Here is a 25,143-nt window from a genome sequence, read left to right as displayed (position 1 = left end):
AGCGTCGCGAGGCAACTCAGGTGCCCGTGATGTCACGCCCTAGTGATGTAGGTTTCACCCTTGGCCCCGTGACCTGAAGTTCTTAGCGTCAGCCGCAAAGAAGGAGCAATTTGATGGAAGATCACGTCACCACACACCAAGCCCAAGAAGATTCCCGTAACGAAGACATTTTGATTTATTTAAATGGCCGGATTGTCCCCAAGGCACAGGCGGTCGTCAGCGTCTACGACAGCGGTTTCATGTTGGGGGACGGTATCTGGGAGGGGCTGCGTCTGTATGATGGTACATGGGCCTTCCTAAGCGATCATTTCGACCGCCTGTTCGAAGCCGCAAAAGCGATCGATCTGGACATCGGGATGACACGTGAAGCGTTGATCTCCGGATTGTTAGAGACGCAAAAGGCCAATGGAATGACCAGCGACGCCCACGCGCGATTGATGATCACCCGTGGCCCTAAAACGCGTCCGTTCCAGCACCCGTCTCTGTCGCAATCCGGGCCCACAATCGCGATCATTATGGAACATTCCCGCCCGAATATGCCGCGTCCGATCCGGCTGGCTACCGTGCCGCATCTGCGGGGGCTGCCGATGACGCAGGACCCGAAGCTGAATAGTCATTCCAAATTAAACTGTATTCTCGCGTGTATTGCCGCGGAAAAAGCCGGCGCCGACGAGGGTTTGATGCTGGATATTAACGGGTTCGTGAATACAACAAACGCTTGTAACTTTTTCATCGTCCGCAAGGGGGAGGTTTGGACCAGCACCGGCGACTACTGCATGAATGGGATCACCCGCCAGAAGGTAATCGACCTGTGCCGCGCCAATGATATCCCGTGTTTCGAAAGGAATTATTCACTGGTCGATACCTATGGTGCCGATGAGGCATTCTTGACCGGCACATTCGGGGCGCAAACCCCCGTCGCGATGATCGATGGTCGCCAGATCGGCGACGGCGAAATGGGGCCTGTGACCAAAAAACTACGCGAATTGTATAAGGTCCTTATCGCAAAGGAATGTGCCTGATGCGTATCGCAATGTGGTCCGGCCCGCGTAATCTAAGCACGGCGATGATGTATAGTTTCGGCAATCGCGCTGATTTCACCGCGATGGATGAGCCGTTCTATGCACCCTATCTCAAACAAACCGGCATTAACCATCCGATGCACCAAGAAATCATCGCGCACCATGAATGTGACCCTGCCAAAGTCGCGGCGCAGTGCGCGCTCGCCGGCACCCCACACCGCTATATGAAGCATATGCCGCATCACATGATTGACGGCTTTCCGATGGATTGGGCCAAAGGCTGTGTCCATGTCCATCTGATACGCCATCCTGCGCACGTAATTGCCAGCTATACTGCAAAGCGAGAAGCACCGAATTTTAACGATATCGGCTATGGTCAACAAACCGCGCTTTTCGATCAAATTGGCGGAATGGTGATTGATTCAGCAGATATCAGGGCGAATCCGGAACAGATGCTGCGCAAACTTTGCTGCGCAATCGACCTGCGTTTCGATCCCGCTATGCTGTCTTGGGCCGCCGGTCCCCGCGCAGAAGACGGGATCTGGGCAGCGCATTGGTACGGTGCCGTTCATAAAAGCACCGGGTTCGCCGGGGCCGAAGGGCCTCTGCCTACGCTCACCGGTGAGGCGGAAACGCTGTGCGCGCAGGCAATGCCCCATTACCAAAAGCTTTATGATCAAAGACTTAGGTGAGTAATGGCTAGAAAAAGGCGGAGTATCGAAACTAAATCTCGGTGGTTGGCGTGTCTATCAGACAAGTTCAACACAACCAGGAGATTTAACATGAAGATGTTTGCAGCAACCGCACTGTCCCTCACGCTCGTCGCGGGCACGGCTTTCGCCGCAGCGCACAGCAACGCTATGGTAGAAGCGATGGATCAAGATGTATCCAACGGCGTCGTCAGCGCCGATAAGGTGATGGCATCGGAAAATGGCTGGATGGTCGTGCACCGCACTGATGCAGAGATGAAGCCGGGCCCGGTCGTCGGCTACGCCCCGTTGCGTGCCGGTGAAAACATCGACGTCAGCGCCATTCTGCAAGAAGACGTTAAATCCGGCGATATGCTGATGCTTATGGTCCACTCCGAAGAGGGCGGCATGAAAACCGGGGGCTTTGAATACACTTTGGGCGCCAAGGAAGACGGTCCTATCAAGCCTGATGGTAAGTTGGTGATGACGGTCATCACTGCCGAATAAACCGTTTTAAATTAAAGAAAAGGCTCGGAGAGATTATGCTCTGTCCGGGCCTTTTTACCTTAACCTTTGAGGCGTTTGTCACGTGCCGCCAAAAGCTTTAGGCGAAGCGCGTTCAATTGAATGAAGCCCGCAGCGTCTTTTTGATCATAGGCACCAGCGTCATCTTCGAAGGTGACATGCGCTTCGGAATAAAGCGAATGCTCCGACCAGCGGCCAACAGTGCGGACATGGCCTTTGTACAATTTCAATCTAACTGTACCGGTTACATGTGTCTGAGAGGCATCAATCGCGGCTTGCAGCATGGTGCGTTCGGGGCTGTACCAAAAACCATTATAGATTAGCTCTGCATAACGCGGCATCAGCTCGTCTTTTAGGTGCATCGCGCCGCGGTCGAGGGTGATCGATTCGATGCCGCGGTGTGCTTCGAGCAACAATGTCCCGCCGGGGGTCTCATAGATCCCACGGGACTTCATACCGACAAAGCGCCCCTCAACAAGATCAAGGCGGCCGCAGCCGTGCTTGCCGCCAAGTTCGTTCAATTTAGCCAAAAGTGTCGCTGGCGACATGTTTTCGCCATTGATGCTGACCGCATCACCACGTTCAAATCCGACTTCGACATATTCGGGGGTGTCAGGTGCCTGCTCTGGCGAAACCGTACGTTGATAAACATATTCGGGTGCATCGACGGCCGGATCTTCTAGCACTTTTCCTTCGGAAGAGGTGTGAAGCAGATTTGCGTCCACGCTAAAGGGTGCTTCGCCACGTTTGTCTTTTGCCACGGGGATCTGGTGTTTTTCAGCAAATTCGATCAGTTTCGTCCGGCTGGTCAGATCCCACTCACGCCAAGGCGCGATTACTTTGATGTCAGGGTTCAAAGCATAGGCCGCCAATTCGAAACGGACCTGATCGTTGCCCTTACCGGTTGCACCATGCGCAACCGCATCGGCACCAGTTTCGGCGGCAATTTCAACCAAGCGTTTAGAAATCAACGGCCGAGCGATCGATGTGCCCAACAGGTATAGCCCTTCGTAGACGGCATTGGCGCGAAACATCGGAAAGACGAAATCGCGCACGAATTCTTCGCGCACATCTTCGACATAGATTTCCGACGCGCCCATCATTTCGGCTTTGGCGCGGGCAGGCTCAAGTTCTTCGCCTTGGCCAAGATCAGCGGTAAAGGTGACCACTTCGCAGCCGTATTCGGTTTGCAGCCATTTTAGGATAATCGAGGTATCAAGCCCACCAGAATAGGCGAGCACAACTTTTTTGGGCGCGGACATGATGTTTCCTTTTCGGTTTGCACCGCGAAGTACCTGTTTTCCATGGTATGAGCAAGATTGAAGGCTGCGTTGACCGCACCGGCGCGGGATCGTATCGAAAGGTATCCAACGCAAAGGTCAATGAAATGACGGATCTGTTCAAAAATGCGGCACGCAGCGCGACGCTCTCGATGCGCGAGGTGTTTCCTGCCACCCCATTGATGCGCAACGAACATTTGTCCGAAAAATATAACGCAGATATTTGGTTGAAGCGGGAAGACCTTAGCCCGGTCAGATCATACAAACTGCGCGGCGCGTTCAACGCGATGCGCAAGGTGATCCCCGAACAGGCGGTTTTTGTGTGTGCAAGCGCAGGAAATCATGCCCAAGGTGTTGCATTTATGTGCAGTCATTTTGGTGTGAAGGGCGTTATATTTATGCCCGTAACGACCCCTCAGCAGAAGATCCAGAAAACGAAGATCTTTGGCGGGCCTCAAGTGGAGGTGCGTCTGGTTGGGGACTATTTCGATAAAACCCTACAAGCCGCGCAGCAATATTGCACGGAAAAGGGTGCACATTTTCTGTCTCCTTTCGATGATGAAGATGTCATTGAGGGACAAGCCTCTGTTGCGGTTGAAATAGAAGAGCAGTTGGGCCGTGTTCCCGACCACATCATGCTGCCCGTCGGTGGCGGCGGATTGTCGTCGGGGATCTACAGTTATTTCCAAGATACATGTCGATATAGCTTCGTTGAACCTAAAGGTGCGCCTAGTCTAGCTCGGGCATTGGTGGCTGGCGCTCCTGTTGATGTTTCTCCTATCAATAGTTTTGTTGACGGTGCCGCCGTTGCAAAAATTGGTGGGCGTAATTTTAAGCGTTTGCGTACTGTGCCCGTTGAGAGCGTGATCCACTTGGCCGAAGATCGTATCTGCGTGACGATCGCTGAATTGTTGAACGTCGAAGGCATCGTTCTTGAGCCTGCCGGCGCTCTTTCAATCGAAGCCTTGGGTGAGGTTTCTGAACTGATAAAGGGCAAGACCGTCGTCTGTGTCGCATCAGGCGGGAACTTCGATTTTGAACGTCTCCCTGAGGTTAAAGAGCGGGCTCAGCGATATTCTGGGGTCAAGAAATACTTCATCCTGCGGATGCCGCAGCGGCCCGGTGCGCTGAAGGAGTTTTTGGGCATTCTAGGGCCTGACGATGACATCTGTCGTTTCGAATATTTGAAAAAATCAGCACGTAACTTTGGGTCAGTACTTATCGGGATCGAAACACGCAGTTCCGATAGTTTCGCTCCTTTCTTGTCACAGCTAAACGCAGCTGGGTTTACCTATACCGACATCACGAATGATGAAACGCTGGCGCAATTTGTGCTATAGTGCGGGATTTCCACCCATACCTGGTTGAAAACTGCAGCTTGGATTCTTCGTATATCATGAAAAGGTCCTCCAGGACGGGTTGCATAGGATTGCCTAATGCGAGTTCTTTTTCAGCGCGCAGGCAATATTCCGAAAACGCGATAAAACCTAGGCTCAGGGCACTTCCTTTAACGAAATGAAGAGTGTCTCGAGTGGTTTTAGTAGGCCTGCTATCCCGAAGTTTGTATTTCGCTTCTTCTACCTCCAAAAAAAACACCACAATAATTTCTTCGAATGCGCTGGGTCCAACAGCATCGTTCAGCAAAGTGATTTGCTCCCAGTCGATCAACGATTCGCCTCCTTTTCTGCGTTCACCCTGACGCGAAAACCTTAACAAATAGTTCCGTCTGCTTATCTGTTCGTTGCGATCTTTTGGCGCTGGCCGCTGGGTCTGATGAATGATGGCCTTGGAGACGAGGAAGATCCCACCGCAGGGACAATCGTCCGTTTGCGCGAAGCCCATTAACGGCTTTGCTCCGAAATATTTCACAGGATTCACCGTATCTTAATCTGACATCGCCTAGGTTTCCGATAAGAGATATCGAAAGCTTTTAAAATGCTGTCGCAGACAACTGGAATAACACAGATACCACCTGAATCGTCGCGGTTTCGTGCGATAAAAACGGTCATGGTTGTGGACGACAGCGCGCTACAACGGCGCATATTAACGGCAACCTTGACCCGATGGGGGTTTACCATTCAGGAGGCGTCTTCGGCAAAGGACGCGCTAAAAATGTGCCGAAATCATCTACCAGATTTGATCATCAGCGACTGGATTATGCCCGGCATGTCGGGGTTACAATTCTGTCGGGCGTTCCGCGAACTCTCTAAGGGGCGCTACGGATATTTCATTCTACTGACTGCAAAAACCGATAAATCAGAGGTGGTCAGGGGGCTCGATAGCGGCGCGGATGATTTCGTGAGCAAGCCGGTTAACGTGGACGAACTTCGCGCTCGCATCATGGCGGGTGAAAGAATCCTGACCATGCAACGCGAACTGTCATCGAAAAATCGCGTTATCAGTGAAGCACTGTCTGCACTTCAGGCGGTACATAGCGCGCTTGATCGTGATCTCGATGAGGCGCGAAAATTTCAGGAATCTTTGCTGCAGGATCCGCTGCACGACTTTAACGAAGGAACAATTTCCCTGATGCTGCGATCAAGTGGTCACGTGGGTGGCGACTTGGTGGGATATTTCGCAGCCGGCCGGCACCTGGGCGTCTATGGGTTGGACGTTTCTGGACATGGTGTCAGCTCCGCCCTGATGGCGGCGCGTCTTGCCGGAACCTTATCTGCTGTCGCGCCGGATCATAACATTGCTTTGGTGCGCCAACCGAACGGGGCGTACAGGATGCGCTCGCCCGATCAAGTGGTGGCGGACCTGAACAGCTTGGTCCTTTCTGATATAGAGACGGAGCAATATTTCACGATCTTTTTAGCTAAAATTGACCTTGATACCGGTCATATTCAAGCAACGCAGGCCGGCCATCCTCACCCATATATACAAAGGAAAAATGGCGATTTGGTACAGTTAGGGCGGGGGGGGCTGCCTGTCGGTCTGATAGCAGGTGCGCAGTATGAGACGATTGTCACACAGCTTGAACCAGGCGATCGATTTATCATTTTATCCGATGGTGTAACGGAATGTCCCGACGCATCGGGGCAAATGCTAGACGACGATGGGGTGGCTCGCGTTCTGCATGACCTATATTCCGCTCGAGGTGCGCAGTTTTTCGACGCGCTTTCCACCCATCTGGAGGACTATGCAGGCGGTGTAGATTTCCCGGATGATGTGTCGGGAATTTGCTTCGATTATCAGGGTCGCATCGCCAAAAATCGATCAAGGAAAAACCTGTCTCCGTCGTTCCCTAGCACAGAAATGGCTTCTTCCCCCGACATAACAACCGTGGCGTGGTCCGGCTCGATCGGCGGGGCAACCTGATGGACTGGATGGGCAACATATACCTGGCAGATTTTCTCGGCCCACATGTCATATTCGGGCATATAGGCGAACCGCCGGAACGCCCCCAAACGCCGGGGGCGGGCGATGGTCCACCCGATTTCCTCCATTACCTCGCGGTGGAGCGTTTGAAGCGGCGATTCACCAAGGTCAACGCCACCGCCAGGGAGTTGAACATCGACCTCGGGGCGCAACTGGGCAGTCAACAAAAACCGCCCCTTAAGGGGCAGGATCGCATAGACACCGGGGCGTGATCGATATGTTTTGCCGGGCACGGGCGGCTTCCCTACACGTCGCATCATTTGATACCCCCTTTTCGCACGGGTTGTTGCGCTTATATAGACGCGGTATGCCAACCGTCTGCCGGTAAGGAAAGTCAAATGACCCAAGGAAACAAAATCGCGTGGGACGATACCGTTCTACCCTTTCAACTCGATGCCTCTGATATCAGGGGGCGCGTTGCCCGTCTGGATGGCGTGCTGGAAGGGATCTTACGTCAGCACGATTATCCCGAAAAGGTCGAAGCACTGGTCGCGGAAATGGCCTTGCTTACAGCGTTGATCGGCCAGACGATCAAACTGCGCTGGAAACTGCAACTGCAGGTCCAGTCAAAAGGGCCCGTGCGGATGATTGCAACGGACTATTATGGTCCGACGGACGATGGCGAACCTGCGCGTATCCGTGCCTACGCCAGTTATGATGCTGACCGGATCACCGATGGGCCAGCTTTTGATCAGGTCGGCGAAGGATATTTCGCTATTATGATCGATCAGGGGAACGGTATGACGCCCTATCAGGGGATTACGCCGCTTACTGGGAAATCCCTTTCCGAATGTGCAGAGGCGTATTTCGCGCAGTCCGAGCAGCTACCAACCCGGTTCGAGTTGAGCTTTGGCAAATCCACAACGCCTGGTCAGGATGAACACTGGCGTGCTGGCGGTGTAATGCTGCAACATATGCCCAAAGCGTCGCCCTTTGCCGCGCAGGGCGAAGGCAGCGGTGACGTGCTTCTTGCCTCCGACCTCGTTGACGGCGAAGAGGGCGATAACTGGCGCCGTGTGAATGTGCTGCTGGATACAGTAGACGAGCTTGAACTGATCGGGCCAAGTCTGCCACCGACCGACTTGCTGAAACGCCTGTTTCACGAGGAAGTGCCGCGGGTATTCGACGCGCAGGCTGTTCGATTCGGCTGCACCTGCTCGGAAGATCGGGTTCGGCAAAGCCTGTCTATCTATTCAGCGGGCGATATTAAAACGATGACAACTGACGACGGTCGGGTCACCGCAGATTGTCAGTTCTGTGGCGCGCATTACGATCTGGACCCGAAAACTGTCGGGTTCGAGGCTGAAGATAACAGTGGCAGCTGATCAACTTGCCCATTTTCGGACGGCGTTGGCGCAAACTGGTGTCACGTCGTCTGATTTTGACCTGAACAAAGAGACGGTGCTGCCGGCCAATCGCACCCTGCGTCCTGCCGGCGTGCTGGCCCCGATTATCGAGCGAAATGGCCGTTTTGAGCTTATCTTGACCAAGCGGTCATCGGCTCTAAAGCACCATCCAGGACAAATTTCCTTTCCTGGCGGCAAACAAGATGGTGACGATGCTGACGTGGTGGCGGCAGCGTTGCGTGAGGCACGAGAAGAGATCGGTTTGCCGACGCATCTGGTTGAGGTGTTGGGCACGTTGCCCGCACATGAAACCGTGACCAACTTTCTAGTGACCCCGGTGATCGCCTTTGTGAAAGAAGATTTCAAAATTGTCGCTGAACCGGGCGAAGTTGAGGAAGTCTTTACCGTTCCGTTGGATCATGTGCTGGACGCTGCCAATTATGTGGTTCAGTCACGACGATGGCAGGGGCAACGGCGGTATTATTACACGGTTCCTTACGGTCCCTATTACATTTGGGGGGCAACCGCGCGTATGTTGCGGGCATGGACCGAACGTATGATGTGACCCTTCCCGCGAGTACCCGCTGGCTTGCTGACCCTGACGCCCAAGCTGTGTGCAATGCGGTGACGGATGGGGGGCATGTGATCTATTTCGTCGGCGGTTGTGTGCGCAATGCGCTGCTGGGCGTGGCCGACAGCGATGTCGATATGTCGACGAATGCATTGCCGGAAAGGGTGATGGCGCTCGCAGCGCGCGCTGGGCTCAAAGCCGTGCCGACGGGGGTGGAACATGGAACGGTCACTGTGGTCAGTGGCGGCAAAGGGTTCGAGGTAACGACTTTCCGGCGCGATGTAGAAACGGATGGGCGGCGCGCTGTGGTTGCCTTCTCTGACAGCATCACTGACGACGCGTTGCGCCGTGATTTCACCATGAATGCTCTTTATGCGGACGCGCAGGGTCGGGTGATTGATCCGCTTGAAGGTCTGCCTGATCTGCAGGCGCGGCGGATACGATTTATCGAGGATGCGGCGCAACGTATCCGCGAGGATTATCTGCGCACATTGCGATATTTCCGGTTTTGCGCGTGGTATGCCGACCCGGCAGAGGGGTTTAATCCAGATGCCTTGGCCGCGATTGCGGCGCATACGGATGGCCTGGAAAGCCTGTCGGCCGAACGTATCGGGGCGGAACTTGCGAAACTATTGGCCGCGCCGGACCCTGCGCCAGCGGTGGCAGCGATGCGCCAAACCGGTGTGTTGCGGGTCATCCTGCCCGGCAGCGACGATCGCTGGCTCGCAATGGTCGTGCATTTTGAACATCTTTTGCAGCTGGCCCCAGATTGGCGCACGCGTTTGGCAGCGGTTGGCGGCGAAGACGTGGACCAACGATTACGGCTGAGCAAGGCAGACGCGAAATACCTTCGTCGGCTAAGGGAGGCCGCCTTCGGAGCCGAGACCGTGGCCGCAATTGCCTATCTGGATGGCGGGGATATTGCGCGCGCGGTTGTTATCCTGCGGGCCTGCCTTTCTGAAGCGCCGCCCGATCCCGCCGTTCTTGAGGATATTCTTCAAGCGCAAAATGCTGTGTTTCCAGTGAAAGCCGCTGATTTGATGCCGCGATATCGCGGCCCTGAGTTGGGCAAACGGTTGGCCGCGTTAAAAGCGCTTTGGATTGCTTCGGGGTTCGCTGCGACACGGGATAGCCTGTTGGATACGCCGGAAAGCTAACGCACCCTGTGGCCATTCTGACGCGGCTCTTCCTATAGTGGCGGCGAACACACGGCCTACAGGTGAAATATGTTTCGATTTTTCGAAAATCTTGTCGATCCCTACGCAGATTACGCCGAACAAGACACGCCACCCACGCGGCTGTGGCCCTTTTTCCGAAGCTACAGTGGGCCGTTCAAAACTGTATTCTGGGTGACAGGCGTATTGTCGATTGTGGTCGCCGCGATCGAGATCGGTCTAATTTACTATATGGGTCGCCTCGTCGATCTGATGGAGAGCAGCCCCGCCGAGGTGTGGCGTAGTTATGGGGCGGAGTTTATCGTCGTGGCGTTGCTGATCCTAATCGCGCGCCCAGCTGTCCAAGCCGCGCATGTGTTGCTGTTGAACAACGCCGTATTGCCGAACTACGGCACACTGTTCCGCTGGCGCGGGCATCGGCAAGTGTTGCGTCAATCGGTAGGCTGGTTTGAAGACGACTTCGCCGGACGCATTGCCAACCGGATCATGCAAACGCCTCCCGCCGCGGGAGAGGTCGTTTTTCAGGTGTTCGACGCGATTTCCTATGCGCTTGCTTATCTTATAGGCGCGGCGATCCTGTTAACCACTTCGGACTGGCAGCTGTTGATCCCGTTGGTGGCGTGGTTTGCGCTTTATGCGCTGCTCACCCGATGGACTATCAAACGTGTTGCGGTCGCCTCGCAAGCGGCGTCGGATGCGCGGTCCGAGGTGACGGGCCGTGTGGTCGACAGCTATAGCAACATCCATTCGGTCAAGATGTTCGCCCATCATGACCGCGAAATTGAATATGCCAAGGGCGCGATAGAGAATGCGCGCGTCACGTTCCAAAAGGAAATGCGGATATTCACCATCATGGATATCTGTCTGGTCAGCTTGAACGGTTTGTTAATCGTTGGGGTCGTAGGGTGGGCGTTCTACCTGTGGTCCACGGGCAATGCCACCGTGGGTGTCGTGACGGCGGCGACGGCGCTGACACTTCGGCTGAATTCTATGACCGCGTGGATCATGTGGGCACTTTCGACATTTTTTCAGCAGCTTGGCGTGGTTGCTGAGGGGCTTGAGACGATTGCGCAGCCGATCACACTGGTGGACGAACACGACGCGCAGCCGTTGGTATTGACAGATGGCTGCGTGGAAATGCGAGGCCTGACCCATCACTATGGGCGCAGGTCAGGCGGGTTGGATCACATTGATATCACAGTGCGCCCGGGCGAAAAGATTGGCCTGATTGGGCGGTCGGGCGCGGGTAAATCGACCTTGGTGAAGCTGCTGTTGCGCTTTTACGATCCTGAAGGCGGCCGTATTCTGATTGATGGGCAGGATATCACGACCGTTCGTCAGGACAGTCTGCGGCAAGCAATCGGAATGGTGCAGCAGGACAATGCTTTGTTGCACCGGTCGATCCGCGAGAACATCCTTTATGGGCGCCCCTCCGCCACCGAAGCAGAGGTGATCGCCGCCGCAAAACAGGCCCAGGCCCATGATTTCATTCAGGATTTGAACGATCAAGGGGGCCGGTCTGGATATGATGCACAGGTCGGGGAACGGGGCGTGAAACTGTCTGGCGGACAGCGGCAACGTATCGCCTTGGCGCGTGTTATCTTGAAGAACGCGCCGATCCTTTTGCTGGACGAAGCCACAAGCGCGCTGGACAGCGAGGTAGAGGCCAAAATCCAGAAGACGCTTTATGGCATGATGGAGGGCAAGACCGTGATCGCCATCGCGCATCGCCTGTCCACCATCGCCGAGATGGACCGCATTTTGGTGATGGACGGGGGGCGTATTGTCGAAGAAGGCACCCACGAGGTGCTTTTGTCCAAGGGCGGGCTATATTCAGATCTCTGGAACCGGCAATCCGGCGGGTTCCTACGCACAGAAGAGCCGACATCGTAATGCCGTTCAAATGGATCGACCCGTTTTCCCCCGCCGATACCGCGCCGCCGCGCCGTCTGGCGGCTTTCTTTCGCTGGGCTTTAAAGGGCAGCGGTGCCGCGCTTTGTGTGGCGGGGGTGCTTTCTATCTGCGCTGGCGTGATCGAAGTCATGGCCGCATTGGTCCTTGGCTGGGTTGTTGACGCAGCACTTGCGGCAGAAGCGGGGGCCGTTTTTGCGGACCATACGGGGCTGCTGTTGGCGGGACTGGCGTTCTTTTTGCTGCTGCGTCCGGCGCTGTTTGGCGTCAGTTCGTATATGCAGTCGATCGTCGTGGCACCCAATGTCTTCAACCTCGTGCTGTCGCGGCTGCATCGCTACACGCTGGGGCAAGCGGTCACGTTTTTCGACAATGATTTCGCCGGCCGAATCTCCCAAAAAGAAATGCAGACCAGCCGTGCGCTGACTGATGTTGTGACCGAGGTGCTGCACACGGTGCTGTTCGCGGCGGCGTCCTTTATCGGGGCGGTGATGCTGCTCGGGACGGTGGACTGGCGTATCGCTGCTGGTTTGGTGTTGTGGATGGTGGGGTATGTCTTTTTGATCCGCCATTTCATGCCTCGGGTGCGCAAATTTTCAAAGGCGCGGGCAGGCGCGCGCGCGATGGTGACGGGGCAGGTGGTCGATACGATCACCAACATCAAGACCGTGAAACTGTTCGCCCATGCCGACCACGAAGACCGCGCCGCCTTAGGTGCGATGCGCAAATTTCTGGATACGAGCCTCGATTTTGGGCGGGTTAGTGTCTCTTTCCGGTTCTGGTTGATGGCGATTGCGGGGGTTCTGCCGGTGCTGCTGGTGGGTGGCGCGCTCTGGTATTGGTCACTTGGGTTGGTGACGGCGGGCGATATCGCGGCAACGGGGGCGGTGTCGTTACGGCTGGCGCAAATGACCGGCTGGGTCAGTTTCACGCTCATGGCGCTTTATGCGAATATGGGCGAGGTCGAGGACGGGATGCGCACCCTCGCGGCCCCGCAGCAGCTGCGTGATGCGGATGGTGCCGCGGATTTGAATGTGCACGAAGGGGCGATCCAGTTTGAGGGGCTGCGCTTTACCTATGGCCGCGACACAGGCGGCATCGAAGAACTGAATCTGTCGATCAAGCCGGGCGAAAAACTCGGGATTGTAGGTGCCTCTGGCGCGGGTAAATCGACCTTGGTTTCATTGCTGTTGCGGCTCTATCCTGCGGAGCAGGGTCACATTTTGATCGACGGGCAGGATGTGAGCCAAGTCACCAAGCAAAGCCTGCGGCGTCAGATCGGGATGGTCACGCAGGAAACCGCTATGTTCAACCGGTCGGCGTTCGACAACATACGCTACGGCGAGCCCGATGCGACCCAAGCCGAGGTGATCGCCGCCGCCCGCAAAGCCGAAGCGCATGCGTTCATCGAAAGTATGCAGGACCACACGGGCCGCAGCGGCTATGACGCGCATTTGGGCGAACGTGGTGTGAAGCTGTCGGGCGGGCAACGTCAACGCATCGCGCTGGCACGGGCGATCCTGAAAGACGCGCCAATCCTGATATTGGACGAGGCAACCAGCGCGCTTGATAGCGAGGTTGAAGCATCCATCCAAAGCGCTTTGACCCGCGTAATGGAGGGCAAGACCGTTATGGCCATCGCGCATCGTCTGTCGACCTTGACCGAAATGGACCGCATCGCTGTGATGGACGCTGGCCGCATCGTAGAGATAGGCACCCACGAGGCGTTGCTGGCCAAGGACGGGCTTTATGCGCGGTACTGGCAGCGGCAGTCAGGTGGGTTTTTGGATATGAAGGCCGCAGAATAAGGCTTTTGCTGCGCCCGGCTTCGCGGTAAGCCCTGCGCATGACAGAATATACAATCCAGCGACTTGGCCACCTGGGCGACGGCATTGCGTCCGGCCCTTTATTTGCACCGATGACCCTGCCGGGCGAGGTGGTCACAGGCACGCCTGACGGCCAGACCCTGACCGATATTCGTATCGTCAGACCGTCTGAAAAGCGGGTCGCACCCCCGTGTCGCCACTTCAAGGCCTGTGGCGGATGTCAGTTGCAGCATGCGTCAGACGATTTCGTTGCGGAATTCAAGCTGGGCGTGGTCAAAGCGTCGCTGGATGCCCATGGAATAGAGACTATTTTCAAGCCGCTGCAAACCTCGCCAGCGCAATCGCGCCGTCGTGCGACCTTTGCGGCAAAACGCACCAAAAAGGGCGCTATGGCGGGGTTTCACGGGCGCGGGTCCGATGTCGTGATCGAAATTCCAGGGTGTCAGTTGTTGGACCCTGCCGTACTGGGCGCATTGCCAATTGCCGAAAAGCTGGCCGTGATCGGGACCAGCCGCAAGGCACCACTTGCCGTGACGGTGACCGCTTCGCGCGGGGGGCTCGATATCTCGGTCCAGAACGGCAAGGAGCTTGATGGCCCGCTGCGGCAAGAGCTGGCGCATTTGTGTGACAGTCTGGGACTGGCGCGGCTGACGTGGGATGGCGAAGTGATCGCCATGCGCACGCCGCCGGTACAGCGGTTCGGTGCGGCCAAGGTGACGCCCCCGCCCGGCGCGTTCCTGCAAGCCACCCCCCATGGCGAGGCTGCTTTGATCACTGCTGTGCGCGAGGCTGTTGGCGATGCGCGCCACGTGATCGATCTTTTTGCGGGATCTGGCACGTTCAGTCTGCCCTTGGCTGATCGTGCAGAGGTACATGCGGTCGAGGGTGACGCCGCTATGACCGCGGCGCTGGACCACGGGTGGCGTATGTCGACCGGCCTAAAGCCCGTCACGACGGAAGCGCGTGACCTGTTCCGCCGTCCCTTGCTGCCCGATGAACTGGCCAAGACCAACGCGGTCGTAATCGACCCGCCACGTGCCGGCGCAGAGGCGCAGATTGCCGAGATCGTCAAAGCGATGCCGCCCGTTCTAGCTTATGTTTCGTGCAACCCGGTCACCTTTGCGCGAGATGCCGCCGTGCTGATTGCCGCCGGTTATACGTTGAATTGGGTGCAAGTCGTTGATCAATTCCGCTGGTCATCCCATGTGGAGCTGGCAGCGCAGTTCACTGCGCCGGAAGTACAACGCAAGCGCAAATAACGCACAGCTAAGGTGGGCACGACAAACATGCGGGAACGTCTGGGAAGATGGGTCGAAGGACGGGCCGTCAGCAATTTCATCATTGGCGTCATTGTGTTCAACGCCGCCCTGCTGGGGATGGAGACAGCCCCCGCCCTGATGGAGAAATACGGCACGCTGATCCTGTTTCTTGATCGCGTCTGCCTGTTCATTTTCATCGCCGAGATCACGCTCAAGATATTTGCGCGCGGGATCGGGTTCTTTCGCAACGGCTGGAACGTATTCGATTTTACCGTCGTTGCCATCGCGCTGGTGCCTGCCGTGCAGGGGCTGTCGGTACTGCGCGCATTGCGTATTTTGCGGGTGTTGCGCGTGCTATCCGTCGCCCCCCGTCTGCGCCGCGTCGTCGAAGGTTTCATCACCGCGCTGCCCGGTATGGGGTCGGTGTTCTTACTGATGACAATCATCTTTTATATCGGTTCGGTGATCGCGACCAAGCTGTTCAGCGACCAGTTCCCCGAATGGTTCGGATCGCTGCCCGCCAGCGCCTATAGCCTGTTCCAGATCATGACGTTGGAAAGCTGGTCGATGGGCATCGTGCGGCCCGTGATGGAAGTGTACCCTTATGCGTGGGTGTTTTTCGTGCCGTTTATTCTGGTCACGACCTTTGCCGTCGTGAACTTGCTGGTCGGTCTGATCGTGAACTCGATGCAGGATGCGCATAACGAAGAAGAAACCGTGCGCACCGATGCCTATCGGCTTGAGGTGATGGAGAAGCTGGAAGCAATCGAAAAGCGGCTGGCAGAGACCACCCGCCAGTAACGGCTTTTTGACCGCATCGATATTTGCTACATGGTAGGGCATCCACATAAGGGCCGAAAAGGCCGCGGGAACGAGGCATTGTGAACATGAAACGCAGAAATCTGATTCTGGGTGGCACCGCGCTTGTAGCGCTTGGGGCTTGCAGCAGCAGTAAATTCAAACGGTACAACGGGCCACAGGTCACCTATGTGATCGTCAACAAAGGCGACCGACGGATGTACCTGATGCACCACGATAAGGTGCTGGAATCATATGATATCAAACTGGGATTCGCACCCGTAGGCCATAAGGTCTATGAGGGGGACGGCCGCACGCCCGAGGGGATCTACCGGATCGATCGGCGCAATCCGAACAGTCGGTTCCACCTGTCGATCGGGATCGATTACCCCAACGAGATGGACCGCGCGCGCGCCAATGAGATGGGTAAAAGCCCCGGTGGCGATATCTTTATCCATGGTCAAAAGACTGCCAAGGACAAGAATCGCACGGATTGGACGTGGGGATGTATCTCAGTCACGAATGACGAGATGGAGGATATCTACGCGATGGTCGGCAATAATACACCCATCGCGCTGAACCCCTGAGTAGTCAGAACTTTAGAAAGTGACCGTGATGGTCACTTTCCCATCACCATCGTCCACCAGATCTTGCCGTTTTCTTCCTGGTGCCAGGAAAAGCCCATGTTCAAAGCGTCTTTTGACATGACGATGCGGCGGGTATCCGGTTGTTCCATCCAGGCAGCGAGGGTTTCCAGCTCTGTCTCGTAGGTCTCCGAGATGACTTCGCCGACCAACGCACCGGTATAGCCCACGCGCTGAATACGATCGACGGGCGACGACCCGTCCGACCCAAAGTGCCAAGGGCGGTTCTGTACGGCCATATCACGCGCATGGGTTGCCGCGGCGGCGTTAAGCTGTGCGTTCAGTTGCACTTGGGAAAGGCCCGAAGCACCGCGCAGTGCGTTTACGGAATCCAGCATGCGGAACTGCAATTTGCCGGTGTCATTGCGGCCGATCTTGTACACGGATGGGGCCGCGCGGCCGTCAGGTGCCATGGTTTGCGGCGCAGGGGTACAAGCCGCCAGCGCCACGGTCAGGGAAATAAGGATTGAAAACAGACGGATCATGGCGCAACTCCACGCGATTGGTTTTGTTGTGCCATACAGCGTGATGCGTTGCAGATCAAACGCACATGAGCGTGAGCGCGCCTGTTAACGCTTGTTTGATTTGAAACTGCGACTTTCAAGCCATATACGACAATATTATACTAGGTTGTAACTACCTTCAGGAGACATTTGATGTCTGATAAGAAATTTACCCTTTCGTCACGCCGTGCCTTCCTTGCAGGAAGCGCTGCGATGCTCGCAACACCTGCCTTGGCCCAAAGCAGTGTGAACGGCGACGCGACGACCGAGACGGAGCGTGACCTGACCGAAAGCGTGCGCCGCAACACCTCTAGCTTTCGCACGCTGGATTGGCAGCCCTATTTCACCAACACCAAGAACGGCGCCATTCTGGTCGATATCGACAGCCGCGCCGTGCATTACTGGTCCGAAGACCAGTCGATCTACAAGCTGTACCCCTCTAGCGTGCCGCTGACCGAAGAGCTGACCCGCCGTGGTCGTACCAGCGTTATCCAAAAGGTTGTCGGCCCTACATGGCGCCCCACACCGTCGATGCTGGAACGTAACCCGGAATGGCCTGCGGTCATCGGGCCGGGCCCTGACAACCCCTTGGGCACCCATGCGCTGTACCTCAGCTGGACTTATTATCGTATCCATGGGACGCATGACACACGCAAGATCGGCCGTCGTTCGTCGAATGGCTGTGTCGGCCTGTACAATGAACATATCGCTGAACTTTTCGGCATGGCAAACGTAGGCACCCAAGTGTTGCTTATTTGACAACTTTTTAGCGATTGTGGTGCTGAAATGCTGAATCCGTGTTTGCAATTCCCCGCTGATGCTGTTTAGAAAGTTTTACGAGGTAAGTCTTGGGCGCGTGCTATCACCCTGTGAAGTACGCCTTTTCTGGAGGTTATGTTATGAAGAAACTTGTTCTCGCCGCTGCTTTGACAGCTGCCGCATCGACAGCATTCGCTGGTTCGCTCGCAGAGCCAATCATCGAAGCACCCGTAATCGTTGAAGAGTCCACCTCTTCTTCCTCGGGCATCCTGATCCCCCTGCTGCTGCTGGCCGTTGTAGCTGCTGCAGTTGCTTCCGACTAATTTAGTCGAAGTTTCAGTTAGAAAAGGCGGTGTTTTACACCGCCTTTTCTTATGCCTGATGGCCGGCGCCAGATGGCATACGGACAAAAGAAAAGCGCCTATAGCAACAGGCGCTTTCTTTGTTTCCAGACCCGGGCTTGACGGGGCAGGGTGGATCAGTCGATCCAGCCCTGTAGGTTTTCCTCGATCACATTCGACAGGGCCTTGATGTGCAGGGCGTCGTCATTGAGGCAGGGGATATAGTGAAACTCCTCCCCGCCCGCGTGTTCAAAGCTTTCCTTGATCTCTTCGTTGATCTCTTCCAACGTTTCGATGCAATCGGCTGAAAAGGCCGGCGCGCAGACGGCGATCTTTTTGTTGCCGGCTTCGGCCTGCCGCGCGACCTCTTCCACGGTATAGGGCTGTAGCCATTCTTCGGGGCCGAACTTCGACTGGAAGGTGGTCATGATCTGCGTGTCGTCCCAGCCCAGCCGTTCTTTCAACAAGCGCGTCGTTTTTTGACACTGGCAGTGATAGGGGTCGCCCTCCATCAGATAGCGCAGCGGGACACCGTGGTAGGAGCACAGCAACTTGTCGGGCTTCGTCTCCATCTTGGCGTAGGCCTTCTCGATCGAGGTGGCGAGCGCTTCGATATAATCGGGGCGGTCGAAATAGGGCTGCACCGTACGCGCGGCGGGCTGCCATTTCTCTTTTCCCAACGCCGCGAAAAACGCATCATTTGCGGTGGCCGAAGTGGCACCGGCGTAGTGCGGATAAAGCGGGAAGAACAGAATTTTCTGACAGCCCGCAGCGGTCATCGCCGCCACCTTGGATTGGGTCGACGGGTTGCCATAGCGCATGCAGTAATCGACCATGACTGCGTCACCATACCGCGCCTGCATCGCGTCTTTTACCTTCGCGGTTTGCTGTTTGGTGATGGTCATCAGCGGACTTTCCCCCGCCTCGTGGTTCCAGATCGACTTGTAGGCGGCACCGCTGGTGAATGGGCGTTTTGACAAAATCACCAGCTGAAGCAACGGTTGCCATTTCCACGGGCTATAGTCGATCACGCGGCGGTCAGACAGAAATTCCGATAGATAACGGCGCATTGACCAGTAATCGTAGTTGTCTGGCGTGCCGAGGTTGGCCAGCAGGATGCCCACCTTGGCGGAGGGAACGGCGGGGTGGTCAGGTGGGGCATGGGCTGGGCGCAGCTGCGTCATCTGGCATTCCTTTTCAGCATTTATCGCTGAGATAAACGGTTTGGGTCGGGCGTCAATCGCGCAGCGGCGTTTCTGCGGTGGCCAGCGCATCCGCTAACCGCTGCTGCGCAGAGCCGGGTCGCAAGGGTTTCGGCTGGGTGTCGGCCGGTGCCCAGCCCGCCAGAAACACCAGCTCAAACGTCGCTTTGATGCGCCCCTCTGGGGTCGCATAGTGGTCATGGTATAGCTGCCCCGCGGCGTCAAAAATCGCGCGGCCACTGGGGCGGCGCAACCGGCTGTCCATCGCGTTGGCCTCGCCCATGGCGCGCAGATCGCGCATCAGGTGCCAGATGTCGGTATATTCAACGGTCAGCGTCACGGAATCCGCCACCGGCAGCGCAAGCCCCGCCCGTTGCAGCAGCCCGCCGATATCACGCAACTCGGCCATAGGGGCGATGCGCGGCGACAGGCCGCCGGTGATTGCGGCTTCGGCTTGCCCCAGACAGGCGCGCAGTTCATGCAGGGTTTGCCCCCCGAACCCGACGCTGAGGAACAGCCCGTCCGGTTGCAGTGCACGGCGCGACTGGATGATCTGCCCCACCGGATCATTCGCCCAATGCATCCCCATGGCATGTACCACCAGATCATGCGCGCCTTGGGTCAGCGCCAGCGTGTCCGTATCGCTGACCAGCGTCGCAGTCGGGTGCAATGCGCCCCAGACCTGCGGAAAACCTGTGACAATCGCCGCAGATTTAAAGCTTCTGTTAACCAGAGCAAGCCGATCATCGACTTCTTCAAAGGCGGCACGGTGCAGAAACAGGGCGTCATCTGTGGCGCGGCTGCGGTTGCGGGTCAGGGCCGCGCGATCTGTCAGGGTGTGTGAAGCGTTCATGAAAGGATAATAAGGTCATGCGAGGCCAGTTACAAACCGCTGTTGCGTTGATTTACCCGCCGTCCTGTCTGGCGTGCGGCGCACCTGTGGACGGGGATGGCGGGCTATGCGGGCCGTGCTGGCGGGATACGGCGTTTATTGACGGCGTTGTTTGTGAAACCTGCGGTGTGCCATTGCTGGGCGACGGTGCCGACGGGGATGCTTTATGCGACGCCTGTCTGGCCCATCCGCCTTTGTGGGATCATGGGCGGGCGGCGCTGCTATACCGCGAGACGGGCCGCCGTCTGGTTCTGGCGCTCAAGCATGGCGACCGTCAGGACATCGCCAAACCCGCAGGGCGCTGGATGGCACGCGTGATTGCGCCGTTCGTCACCCCCACGACTCTGGTCATACCGGTGCCGCTACATTGGTCGCGGCTGTGGAAACGGCGGTTCAACCAGTCGGCCCTGCTCGCCAAGGCGATTGCCCGTGAGCGGGGGCTCGGGTGGTGCCCCGATGCGCTGCGCAGGGTCAGGCGTACGCAATCGCTGGATGGCAAAGGGCGGGGCGAACGCTTTGCCCATCTGGACGGTGCGATCACGGCCCACCCGCGCCGCGCCCACGTAATGGTGGGGCGACCTGTGTTGTTGGTGGATGACGTGATGACCTCTGGTGCGACGTTGCAGGCGGCAGCGTCTGCCTGTCTGGCGGTCGGGGCAGGTCCAATCTGCATTGTGACACTGGCAAGAGTGGCAAAAGATACTTAAGTCTTAATCCAACCCATTTGTTGAAAGGACATCAACATGCAACCTGTCGAGATCTATACATCGCCGCTTTGCGGTTTTTGCCATGCTGCCAAACGTCTGCTGAATGAAAAAGGCATCAGCTTTGCCGAAGTCGACGTATTGGCTCAGCCAGAGCGCAAGTCCGAGATGATCACGCGTGCCAATGGCGGGCGCACGGTGCCGCAAATCTTTATCGGGGATACCCATGTTGGCGGCTGTGACGATCTGTATGCACTGGAACGTGCGGGCAAGCTGGACGCGTTGTTGGCAGCCTAATGCGGGCGGCCCTGATCCAGCTGAATGTCAGCGACACACCGGCCCGCAATCTGGCGGGCACGGTAGAGATGGTGCGCGATGCCGCAGCGCAGGGGGCGGAGTTTATTCTGACGCCCGAGGTGACGAACTGCGTGTCCACCAGCCGCGATCATCAGCGCAGCGTTTTGCAGTACGAGGAAGACGACATCACTCTAGCCGCGCTGCGCGACGCGGCGCGAGAGGCTGGCATCTGGTTGTTGATCGGATCGCTGGGGTTCAAGACGGGGGATGCGGACGGGCGCTTTGCCAACCGGTCGTTTGTGATTGATCCGCAGGGCCAGATCAAAGCCCGCTATGACAAGATCCACATGTTCGACGTGGATATCGACGAAGGCGAAAGCTACCGCGAATCGGCTGGCTACCGTCCCGGCGATCAAGCCGTTGTGGCGCAGACCCCTTTTGCCAAAATCGGGATGAGCATCTGTTACGATATGCGCTTTCCCAAGCTTTATCAGGCGCTGGCGGATGCAGGGGCCACGATCCTGACCATGCCTGCCGCGTTCTCGCCCGTGACCGGTGCGGCCCATTGGCATACGCTGCTGCGCGCCCGCGCGATCGAGACAGGGTGTTTCGTGTTGGCCCCCGCGCAAACCGGCACCCATCCCAGCGATCGTCACAAGACCCGCGACACCTTTGGCCATTCGCTGGTCGTCGCCCCGTGGGGAGAGGTGCTTTTGGATGCCGGCACCGCGCCGGGCATTTACCCGTTCACGCTGGACATGGCGCGTGTACATGAGGCACGTACCCGCGTACCCAGTCTTGCCAACCGGCGGGAATTTGGGGCACCTTAGAAGACGACTATGACGGAAAATCGAAACTCACTTGCGATCACCTTGATCAGCGAATTGCTGTCGGCTGATCAACGGATGCGCACCCGGCTGACCCGGGCGCTGCCTAAAGGGATGGAGATTTCGCATTTTTCGGTGCTGAACAATCTGGCATGGCATGACGGCGAAAAGACCCCCGCGCAACTGGCCGAAACGTTCAACGTGACCCGCGGCGCGATGACGAATACGCTGAACAAACTGGTTTGGGCGGGCTATGTGCATATCCGCCCGGATTGGGACGATGCACGGCGCAAGATGGTGGCGATCAGCCCTGCGGGCCGGAATGCGCGGGACCATGCGATCCGGCAAATCTCGCCGTTGATCAATGACGTGGCCGATGATCTGGGCGAGGCGCAGGTGCGTGCCACGCTCGAAACCCTACGCGCTCTGCGGCGCCAGCTGGAAGGCTGACGCCGGGTTGGGTCACTCTGGCTTAAGGCTGGCGGTGACGTAATTCACGCTCAGGTCACGATCGGACAGACGCCAAGACCATGCGATCGGGTTAAACACGAACCCCTTGCGATCTACCGCCGTTAGCCCTGCCTTATGCAGCAGGTCAAAGAGTTCGTCAGGTGTGATGAACTTTGACCAGTCATGTGTGCCTTTGGGCAGCCAGCGCATGACATGCTCTGCGCCGACAATCGCCATCATGAAAGACTTGGGGTTGCGGTTCAGTGTCGAACAGATGTGCAGCCCGCCGGGTTTCAGCAAGGTGCGGCAGGCGATCAGATAGTCGATGGGCGAGGCGACGTGCTCGACCACCTCCATGTTCAGCACAACGTCGAACTGTTCACCCGCTTCAGCCAGTGCCTCGGCTGTGGTGTGGCGATAGTCGATCTCGAGCCCCGATTGCTGGGCATGGACTTGCGCCACCGGAATGTTGCCCGCGGCGGCATCGGCACCGATCACAGTCGCGCCCAAACGCGCCATCGGTTCAGACAGCAGCCCGCCGCCGCAGCCGATGTCCAGAATCCGCAGCCCACGAAACGGTTCGGGCGATTTCAGATCGCGGTCGAACTCTCCGGCGATCTGGGTGGTGATGTAATCCAATCGGCATGGGTTGAGCATATGCAGCGGCTTGAACTTGCCGTTCTCGTCCCACCATTCAGCGGCCATGGCCTGAAACTTTTCGATCTCGGCGGGGTCAACTGTGCTTTGAGGCGCTTGCATTCTGATCTCTCTGTGCTCTTTTGGGTCCAATGACTATATAGGGCTGTAATGGACAAAATCCCGGACCAAAAGCGCGCAGTGCAATATCTTCACCCACCGATCGATCCGTTCGATCAGCGGATGATGGACGTAGGCGATGGTCATTCGATCTATGTCGAGCAATGCGGCAACCCCGATGGCATCCCCGTGGTGGTCCTGCATGGTGGCCCCGGCGGCGGGTGCAGCCCGTCGATGCGGCGCTATTTCGACCCCGAAAAGTACCATGTGATCCTGTTTGACCAACGCGGGTGCGGGCGGTCCAAACCTTTTGCGTCGGTCATCAACAACACGACGTGGGATCTGGTATCGGATATCGAACATATCCGCGAAGCGCTTGGCATCGAGAAATGGATCGCCTTTGGCGGCAGCTGGGGGGCGACGCTGGCGTTGATCTATGCCGAAGCGCACCCTGATCGGGTCCGCAACATCATCCTGCGCGGCGTCTTTATGATGACGCAGGCCGAGCTTGACTGGTTCTATGGCGGTGGCGCGGGCAAGTTCTGGCCTGACCTTTGGGCGCGGTTCACCGGCCTGATCCCCGAAGCAGAGCACGGCGATCTGATCGCGGCCTATCACCGGCGCTTGTTCTGTGGCGACCGCATGACCGAAGTGAAATACGGCAAGGCCTGGGCCGCGTGGGAAAACGGGCTGGCGTCGATCCATTCATCGGGCGGGTCGTATGAGGGACCCGGAGAGTATTCGCGCACCTTTGCCCGACTTGAGAATCACTATTTCACCAACGCGGGTTTTCTTGAGTTTGACGGCCAGATCCTTGCGCATGTGGATCGCATTGCCCATATTCCTGGCGTGATTGTGCAAGGCCGCTACGATATGATTTGCCCCCCTTCAAGCGCGTATGAGCTGGCGCAGGCTTGGCCTAATGCCGAGCTCAAGATGGTGCGTAATGCGGGCCATGCGCTGTCCGAACCCGGGATCAGCGCCGAACTGGTGCGCACGATGGACCGGATCGCAGCGCAATGACCCGCTCTTTGATGGACCGTCGTGCTTTATTTGCCTCGGGTGCCGCTGCTGCCTTGTTGGCTGCGACGGGTGTGTCGGCGGCGTCGATGCCCAAAGCGGGCGGACGGTTGCGGATGGCGCTCTCGGGGGCGGCGCGCAGCGATACATGGGGGCAGGGCGATGGCCTGTTCATGCAGGTGGCGCGGCAGGGGCTGATCTTTGACACGTTGACCGAAATCGCTGCAGACGGGACATTGCGCGGAGAGCTGGCAACCGCGTGGCAGGGCAGCGACAACGGGCGCGTCTGGCTGGTTGATCTGCGCAAGGATGTGCTGTTTCACGATCAACGTCCCATGACTGCGCGCGATATTGTCGCGTCCTTGGCATTGGACGGTGTGGTGGAGGCGACCGGAACGCATCAGGTGCGCATCACGATGACTATGCCTGCGATGGATTTGCCCTTTACGCTGGCGGACCCGCGCCATGTTATTCGCGCGGCCCATGCGATGGACGACGGCATCGGCACCGGCCTGTACCGTCTGCGAAGATTTACGCCGGGTCAGCAGGTTTTGGCCGAACGTGTGGCAGATCATTACAAAGGGCGCAGCGCCGGATGGTTCGATACGGTGGAACTGGTTTCCATCCCCGCGCAGCAGGTCCGTGCTCAGGCGATGGCCGAATATCTGGTCGAGGCTGCCGACCTGAACGATGGCGAAGCCCTTCAATCCTATGATGATATTGCCCTGTTGCCCCATGCCCGGGGGGTGACGCACGCGGTGTCGCGCAGCATCGCCATGCCCCTGCGTACCGGCCAACACCGACCGCTGGATAACCTGCGTGCGGCCGAGCGATGGTGGCTGGCCTAGGCGGGGCAGGCAGACGGGGGCTTGCAGTTTCACATATACAGGCGTATATGACGTCATAACAGCGGCGCACCGGGGTCCACACCTGAGGCTCCACCGATCTTGAACACGGGCCGCGCG

The 25,143-nt window shown here is 57.4% G+C and carries 27 protein-coding genes and 1 pseudogene; 21 read left to right on the top strand and 7 right to left on the bottom strand.

Annotated features, from left to right (window positions below; translation table 11 throughout):
• The first annotated feature begins 113 nt into the window (after window positions 1-113).
• From GLP52_RS12110 to GLP52_RS12100, 3 genes are all read left to right on the top strand, one after another.
• On the top strand, window positions 114-1,022 hold the full coding sequence (locus GLP52_RS12110; RefSeq protein WP_237272524.1) for a D-amino acid aminotransferase: 909 nt from the start codon (window positions 114-116) through the stop codon (window positions 1,020-1,022).
• Window positions 1,022-1,714, top strand: a complete 693-nt coding sequence (locus GLP52_RS12105) for an HAD family hydrolase (protein WP_237272523.1) — start codon at window positions 1,022-1,024, stop codon at window positions 1,712-1,714. Before GLP52_RS12110 ends, GLP52_RS12105 begins: the two co-directional genes overlap by 1 nt.
• Before the next feature lie 90 nt (window positions 1,715-1,804).
• Window positions 1,805-2,218, top strand: a complete 414-nt coding sequence (locus tag GLP52_RS12100; RefSeq protein ID WP_093732771.1) for a DUF7282 domain-containing protein — start codon at window positions 1,805-1,807, stop codon at window positions 2,216-2,218.
• A gap of 59 nt (window positions 2,219-2,277) precedes the next feature.
• Here the strand turns inward: GLP52_RS12100 and GLP52_RS12095 are convergent, their stop codons facing one another.
• Window positions 2,278-3,498, bottom strand: a complete 1,221-nt coding sequence (locus tag GLP52_RS12095; RefSeq protein WP_237273551.1) for an argininosuccinate synthase — start codon at window positions 3,496-3,498, stop codon at window positions 2,278-2,280.
• A gap of 125 nt (window positions 3,499-3,623) precedes the next feature.
• On the opposite strand from GLP52_RS12095, the gene ilvA reads away from it, so the two are divergent.
• Window positions 3,624-4,856 (top strand): threonine ammonia-lyase IlvA, encoded by a 1,233-nt coding sequence (gene ilvA / locus GLP52_RS12090; protein ID WP_167354524.1) that lies wholly within the window; start codon window positions 3,624-3,626, stop codon window positions 4,854-4,856.
• Here ilvA and GLP52_RS12085 read toward each other — a convergent pair.
• Window positions 4,819-5,385, bottom strand: a complete 567-nt coding sequence (locus tag GLP52_RS12085) for an Hpt domain-containing protein (RefSeq protein ID WP_237272521.1) — start codon at window positions 5,383-5,385, stop codon at window positions 4,819-4,821. The genes ilvA and GLP52_RS12085 overlap by 38 nt on opposite strands.
• A 66-nt stretch (window positions 5,386-5,451) precedes the next feature.
• Between GLP52_RS12085 and GLP52_RS12080 the strand changes: the two are divergent.
• Window positions 5,452-6,696 (top strand): annotated as a pseudogene (locus GLP52_RS12080) (SpoIIE family protein phosphatase); the annotation flags it as partial.
• Between the two features lie 14 nt (window positions 6,697-6,710).
• On the opposite strand, the gene GLP52_RS12075 reads toward GLP52_RS12080, so the two are convergent.
• Window positions 6,711-7,157 (bottom strand): NUDIX domain-containing protein, encoded by a 447-nt coding sequence (locus GLP52_RS12075; RefSeq protein WP_093732767.1) that lies wholly within the window; start codon window positions 7,155-7,157, stop codon window positions 6,711-6,713.
• A 78-nt stretch (window positions 7,158-7,235) separates the two neighbouring features.
• On the opposite strand from GLP52_RS12075, the gene hslO reads away from it, so the two are divergent.
• The 8 genes from hslO to GLP52_RS12035 all read left to right on the top strand — a co-directional run bounded on the left by hslO (window position 7,236) and on the right by GLP52_RS12035 (window position 16,370).
• A complete protein-coding gene (gene hslO / locus GLP52_RS12070; RefSeq protein ID WP_093732766.1) occupies window positions 7,236-8,222 on the top strand; it encodes an Hsp33 family molecular chaperone HslO in 987 nt (328 codons plus the stop codon).
• Window positions 8,212-8,808, top strand: a complete 597-nt coding sequence (locus GLP52_RS12065; RefSeq protein WP_237272520.1) for a CoA pyrophosphatase — start codon at window positions 8,212-8,214, stop codon at window positions 8,806-8,808. The genes hslO and GLP52_RS12065 overlap by 11 nt, the downstream gene beginning before the upstream one ends.
• The gene (locus tag GLP52_RS12060; RefSeq protein WP_237272519.1) at window positions 8,787-9,971 is read left to right on the top strand and encodes a CCA tRNA nucleotidyltransferase; all 1,185 of its coding nucleotides are present in this window, start codon (window positions 8,787-8,789) and stop codon (window positions 9,969-9,971) included. The genes GLP52_RS12065 and GLP52_RS12060 overlap by 22 nt, the downstream gene beginning before the upstream one ends.
• A 69-nt stretch (window positions 9,972-10,040) precedes the next feature.
• A complete protein-coding gene (locus tag GLP52_RS12055; RefSeq protein ID WP_237272518.1) occupies window positions 10,041-11,882 on the top strand; it encodes an ABC transporter ATP-binding protein in 1,842 nt (613 codons plus the stop codon).
• On the top strand, window positions 11,882-13,708 hold the full coding sequence (locus GLP52_RS12050; protein WP_237272517.1) for an ABC transporter ATP-binding protein: 1,827 nt from the start codon (window positions 11,882-11,884) through the stop codon (window positions 13,706-13,708). The genes GLP52_RS12055 and GLP52_RS12050 overlap by 1 nt, the downstream gene beginning before the upstream one ends.
• Before the next feature lie 38 nt (window positions 13,709-13,746).
• Entirely contained in the window at window positions 13,747-14,985 is a 1,239-nt protein-coding gene (locus GLP52_RS12045; protein ID WP_237272516.1) for a class I SAM-dependent RNA methyltransferase, read from the top strand.
• A gap of 27 nt (window positions 14,986-15,012) precedes the next feature.
• Window positions 15,013-15,786 carry an ion transporter gene (locus tag GLP52_RS12040; protein ID WP_237272515.1) on the top strand — a complete coding sequence of 258 codons (774 nt, stop codon included), beginning with the start codon at window positions 15,013-15,015 and terminating at the stop codon, window positions 15,784-15,786.
• Window positions 15,787-15,872: 86 nt separating this feature from the next.
• Window positions 15,873-16,370, top strand: a complete 498-nt coding sequence (locus tag GLP52_RS12035) for a L,D-transpeptidase family protein (protein ID WP_093732759.1) — start codon at window positions 15,873-15,875, stop codon at window positions 16,368-16,370.
• Between the two features lie 32 nt (window positions 16,371-16,402).
• On the opposite strand, the gene GLP52_RS12030 is transcribed toward GLP52_RS12035, so the two are convergent.
• Entirely contained in the window at window positions 16,403-16,912 is a 510-nt protein-coding gene (locus tag GLP52_RS12030; RefSeq protein ID WP_237272514.1) for a CAP domain-containing protein, read from the bottom strand.
• 171 nt (window positions 16,913-17,083) lie between these two features.
• Between GLP52_RS12030 and GLP52_RS12025 the strand changes: the two genes are divergently transcribed.
• Both GLP52_RS12025 and GLP52_RS12020 read left to right on the top strand, forming a co-directional pair.
• Complete coding sequence (locus tag GLP52_RS12025) at window positions 17,084-17,689, top strand: L,D-transpeptidase (protein ID WP_093732757.1); 606 nt, start codon at window positions 17,084-17,086, stop codon at window positions 17,687-17,689.
• Between the two features lie 140 nt (window positions 17,690-17,829).
• Window positions 17,830-18,012, top strand: a complete 183-nt coding sequence (locus GLP52_RS12020) for a hypothetical protein (RefSeq protein WP_138924608.1) — start codon at window positions 17,830-17,832, stop codon at window positions 18,010-18,012.
• 155 nt (window positions 18,013-18,167) lie between these two features.
• On the opposite strand, the gene hemH is transcribed toward GLP52_RS12020, so the two are convergent.
• Together hemH and GLP52_RS12010 are read right to left on the bottom strand one after the other, a co-directional pair.
• Window positions 18,168-19,214 (bottom strand): ferrochelatase, encoded by a 1,047-nt coding sequence (hemH, locus tag GLP52_RS12015; protein ID WP_237272513.1) that lies wholly within the window; start codon window positions 19,212-19,214, stop codon window positions 18,168-18,170.
• 52 nt (window positions 19,215-19,266) lie between these two features.
• A complete protein-coding gene (locus tag GLP52_RS12010) occupies window positions 19,267-20,085 on the bottom strand; it encodes an SAM-dependent methyltransferase (protein WP_237272512.1) in 819 nt (272 codons plus the stop codon).
• Between the two features lie 17 nt (window positions 20,086-20,102).
• Here GLP52_RS12010 and GLP52_RS12005 point away from each other — a divergent pair, with 17 nt between their 5' ends.
• The 4 genes from GLP52_RS12005 to GLP52_RS11990 are packed head-to-tail and all read left to right on the top strand — an operon-like array spanning window position 20,103 to window position 22,402.
• The gene (locus tag GLP52_RS12005; RefSeq protein WP_237272511.1) at window positions 20,103-20,831 is read left to right on the top strand and encodes a ComF family protein; all 729 of its coding nucleotides are present in this window, start codon (window positions 20,103-20,105) and stop codon (window positions 20,829-20,831) included.
• A gap of 36 nt (window positions 20,832-20,867) precedes the next feature.
• The gene (gene grxC, locus GLP52_RS12000) at window positions 20,868-21,125 is read left to right on the top strand and encodes a glutaredoxin 3 (protein ID WP_093732752.1); all 258 of its coding nucleotides are present in this window, start codon (window positions 20,868-20,870) and stop codon (window positions 21,123-21,125) included.
• Complete coding sequence (locus tag GLP52_RS11995; RefSeq protein ID WP_237272510.1) at window positions 21,125-21,955, top strand: carbon-nitrogen hydrolase family protein; 831 nt, start codon at window positions 21,125-21,127, stop codon at window positions 21,953-21,955. The genes grxC and GLP52_RS11995 overlap by 1 nt, the downstream gene beginning before the upstream one ends.
• A gap of 9 nt (window positions 21,956-21,964) precedes the next feature.
• Window positions 21,965-22,402 (top strand): MarR family winged helix-turn-helix transcriptional regulator, encoded by a 438-nt coding sequence (locus GLP52_RS11990; RefSeq protein WP_093732750.1) that lies wholly within the window; start codon window positions 21,965-21,967, stop codon window positions 22,400-22,402.
• A 12-nt stretch (window positions 22,403-22,414) separates the two neighbouring features.
• Here GLP52_RS11990 and ubiG read toward each other — a convergent pair whose 3' ends face one another.
• Window positions 22,415-23,161: a bifunctional 2-polyprenyl-6-hydroxyphenol methylase/3-demethylubiquinol 3-O-methyltransferase UbiG gene (gene ubiG / locus GLP52_RS11985; protein ID WP_237272509.1), complete on the bottom strand. Its 747-nt coding sequence runs from the start codon at window positions 23,159-23,161 to the stop codon at window positions 22,415-22,417.
• 48 nt (window positions 23,162-23,209) lie between these two features.
• Here ubiG and pip point away from each other — a divergent pair, with 48 nt between their 5' ends.
• Window positions 23,210-24,181 (top strand): prolyl aminopeptidase, encoded by a 972-nt coding sequence (gene pip, locus GLP52_RS11980; RefSeq protein WP_237272508.1) that lies wholly within the window; start codon window positions 23,210-23,212, stop codon window positions 24,179-24,181.
• Window positions 24,178-25,026, top strand: coding sequence for an ABC transporter substrate-binding protein (locus GLP52_RS11975; RefSeq protein WP_093732747.1), 849 nt, complete (start codon window positions 24,178-24,180; stop codon window positions 25,024-25,026). The genes pip and GLP52_RS11975 overlap by 4 nt, the downstream gene beginning before the upstream one ends.
• The last annotated feature ends 117 nt before the right edge of the window (window positions 25,027-25,143 follow it).

The organism is Sulfitobacter sp. M22 (genome assembly GCF_021736025.1).
GTDB classification, from domain to species: domain Bacteria; phylum Pseudomonadota; class Alphaproteobacteria; order Rhodobacterales; family Rhodobacteraceae; genus Sulfitobacter; species Sulfitobacter litoralis.
This window is presented reverse-complemented; position numbering and strand designations above follow the sequence as displayed.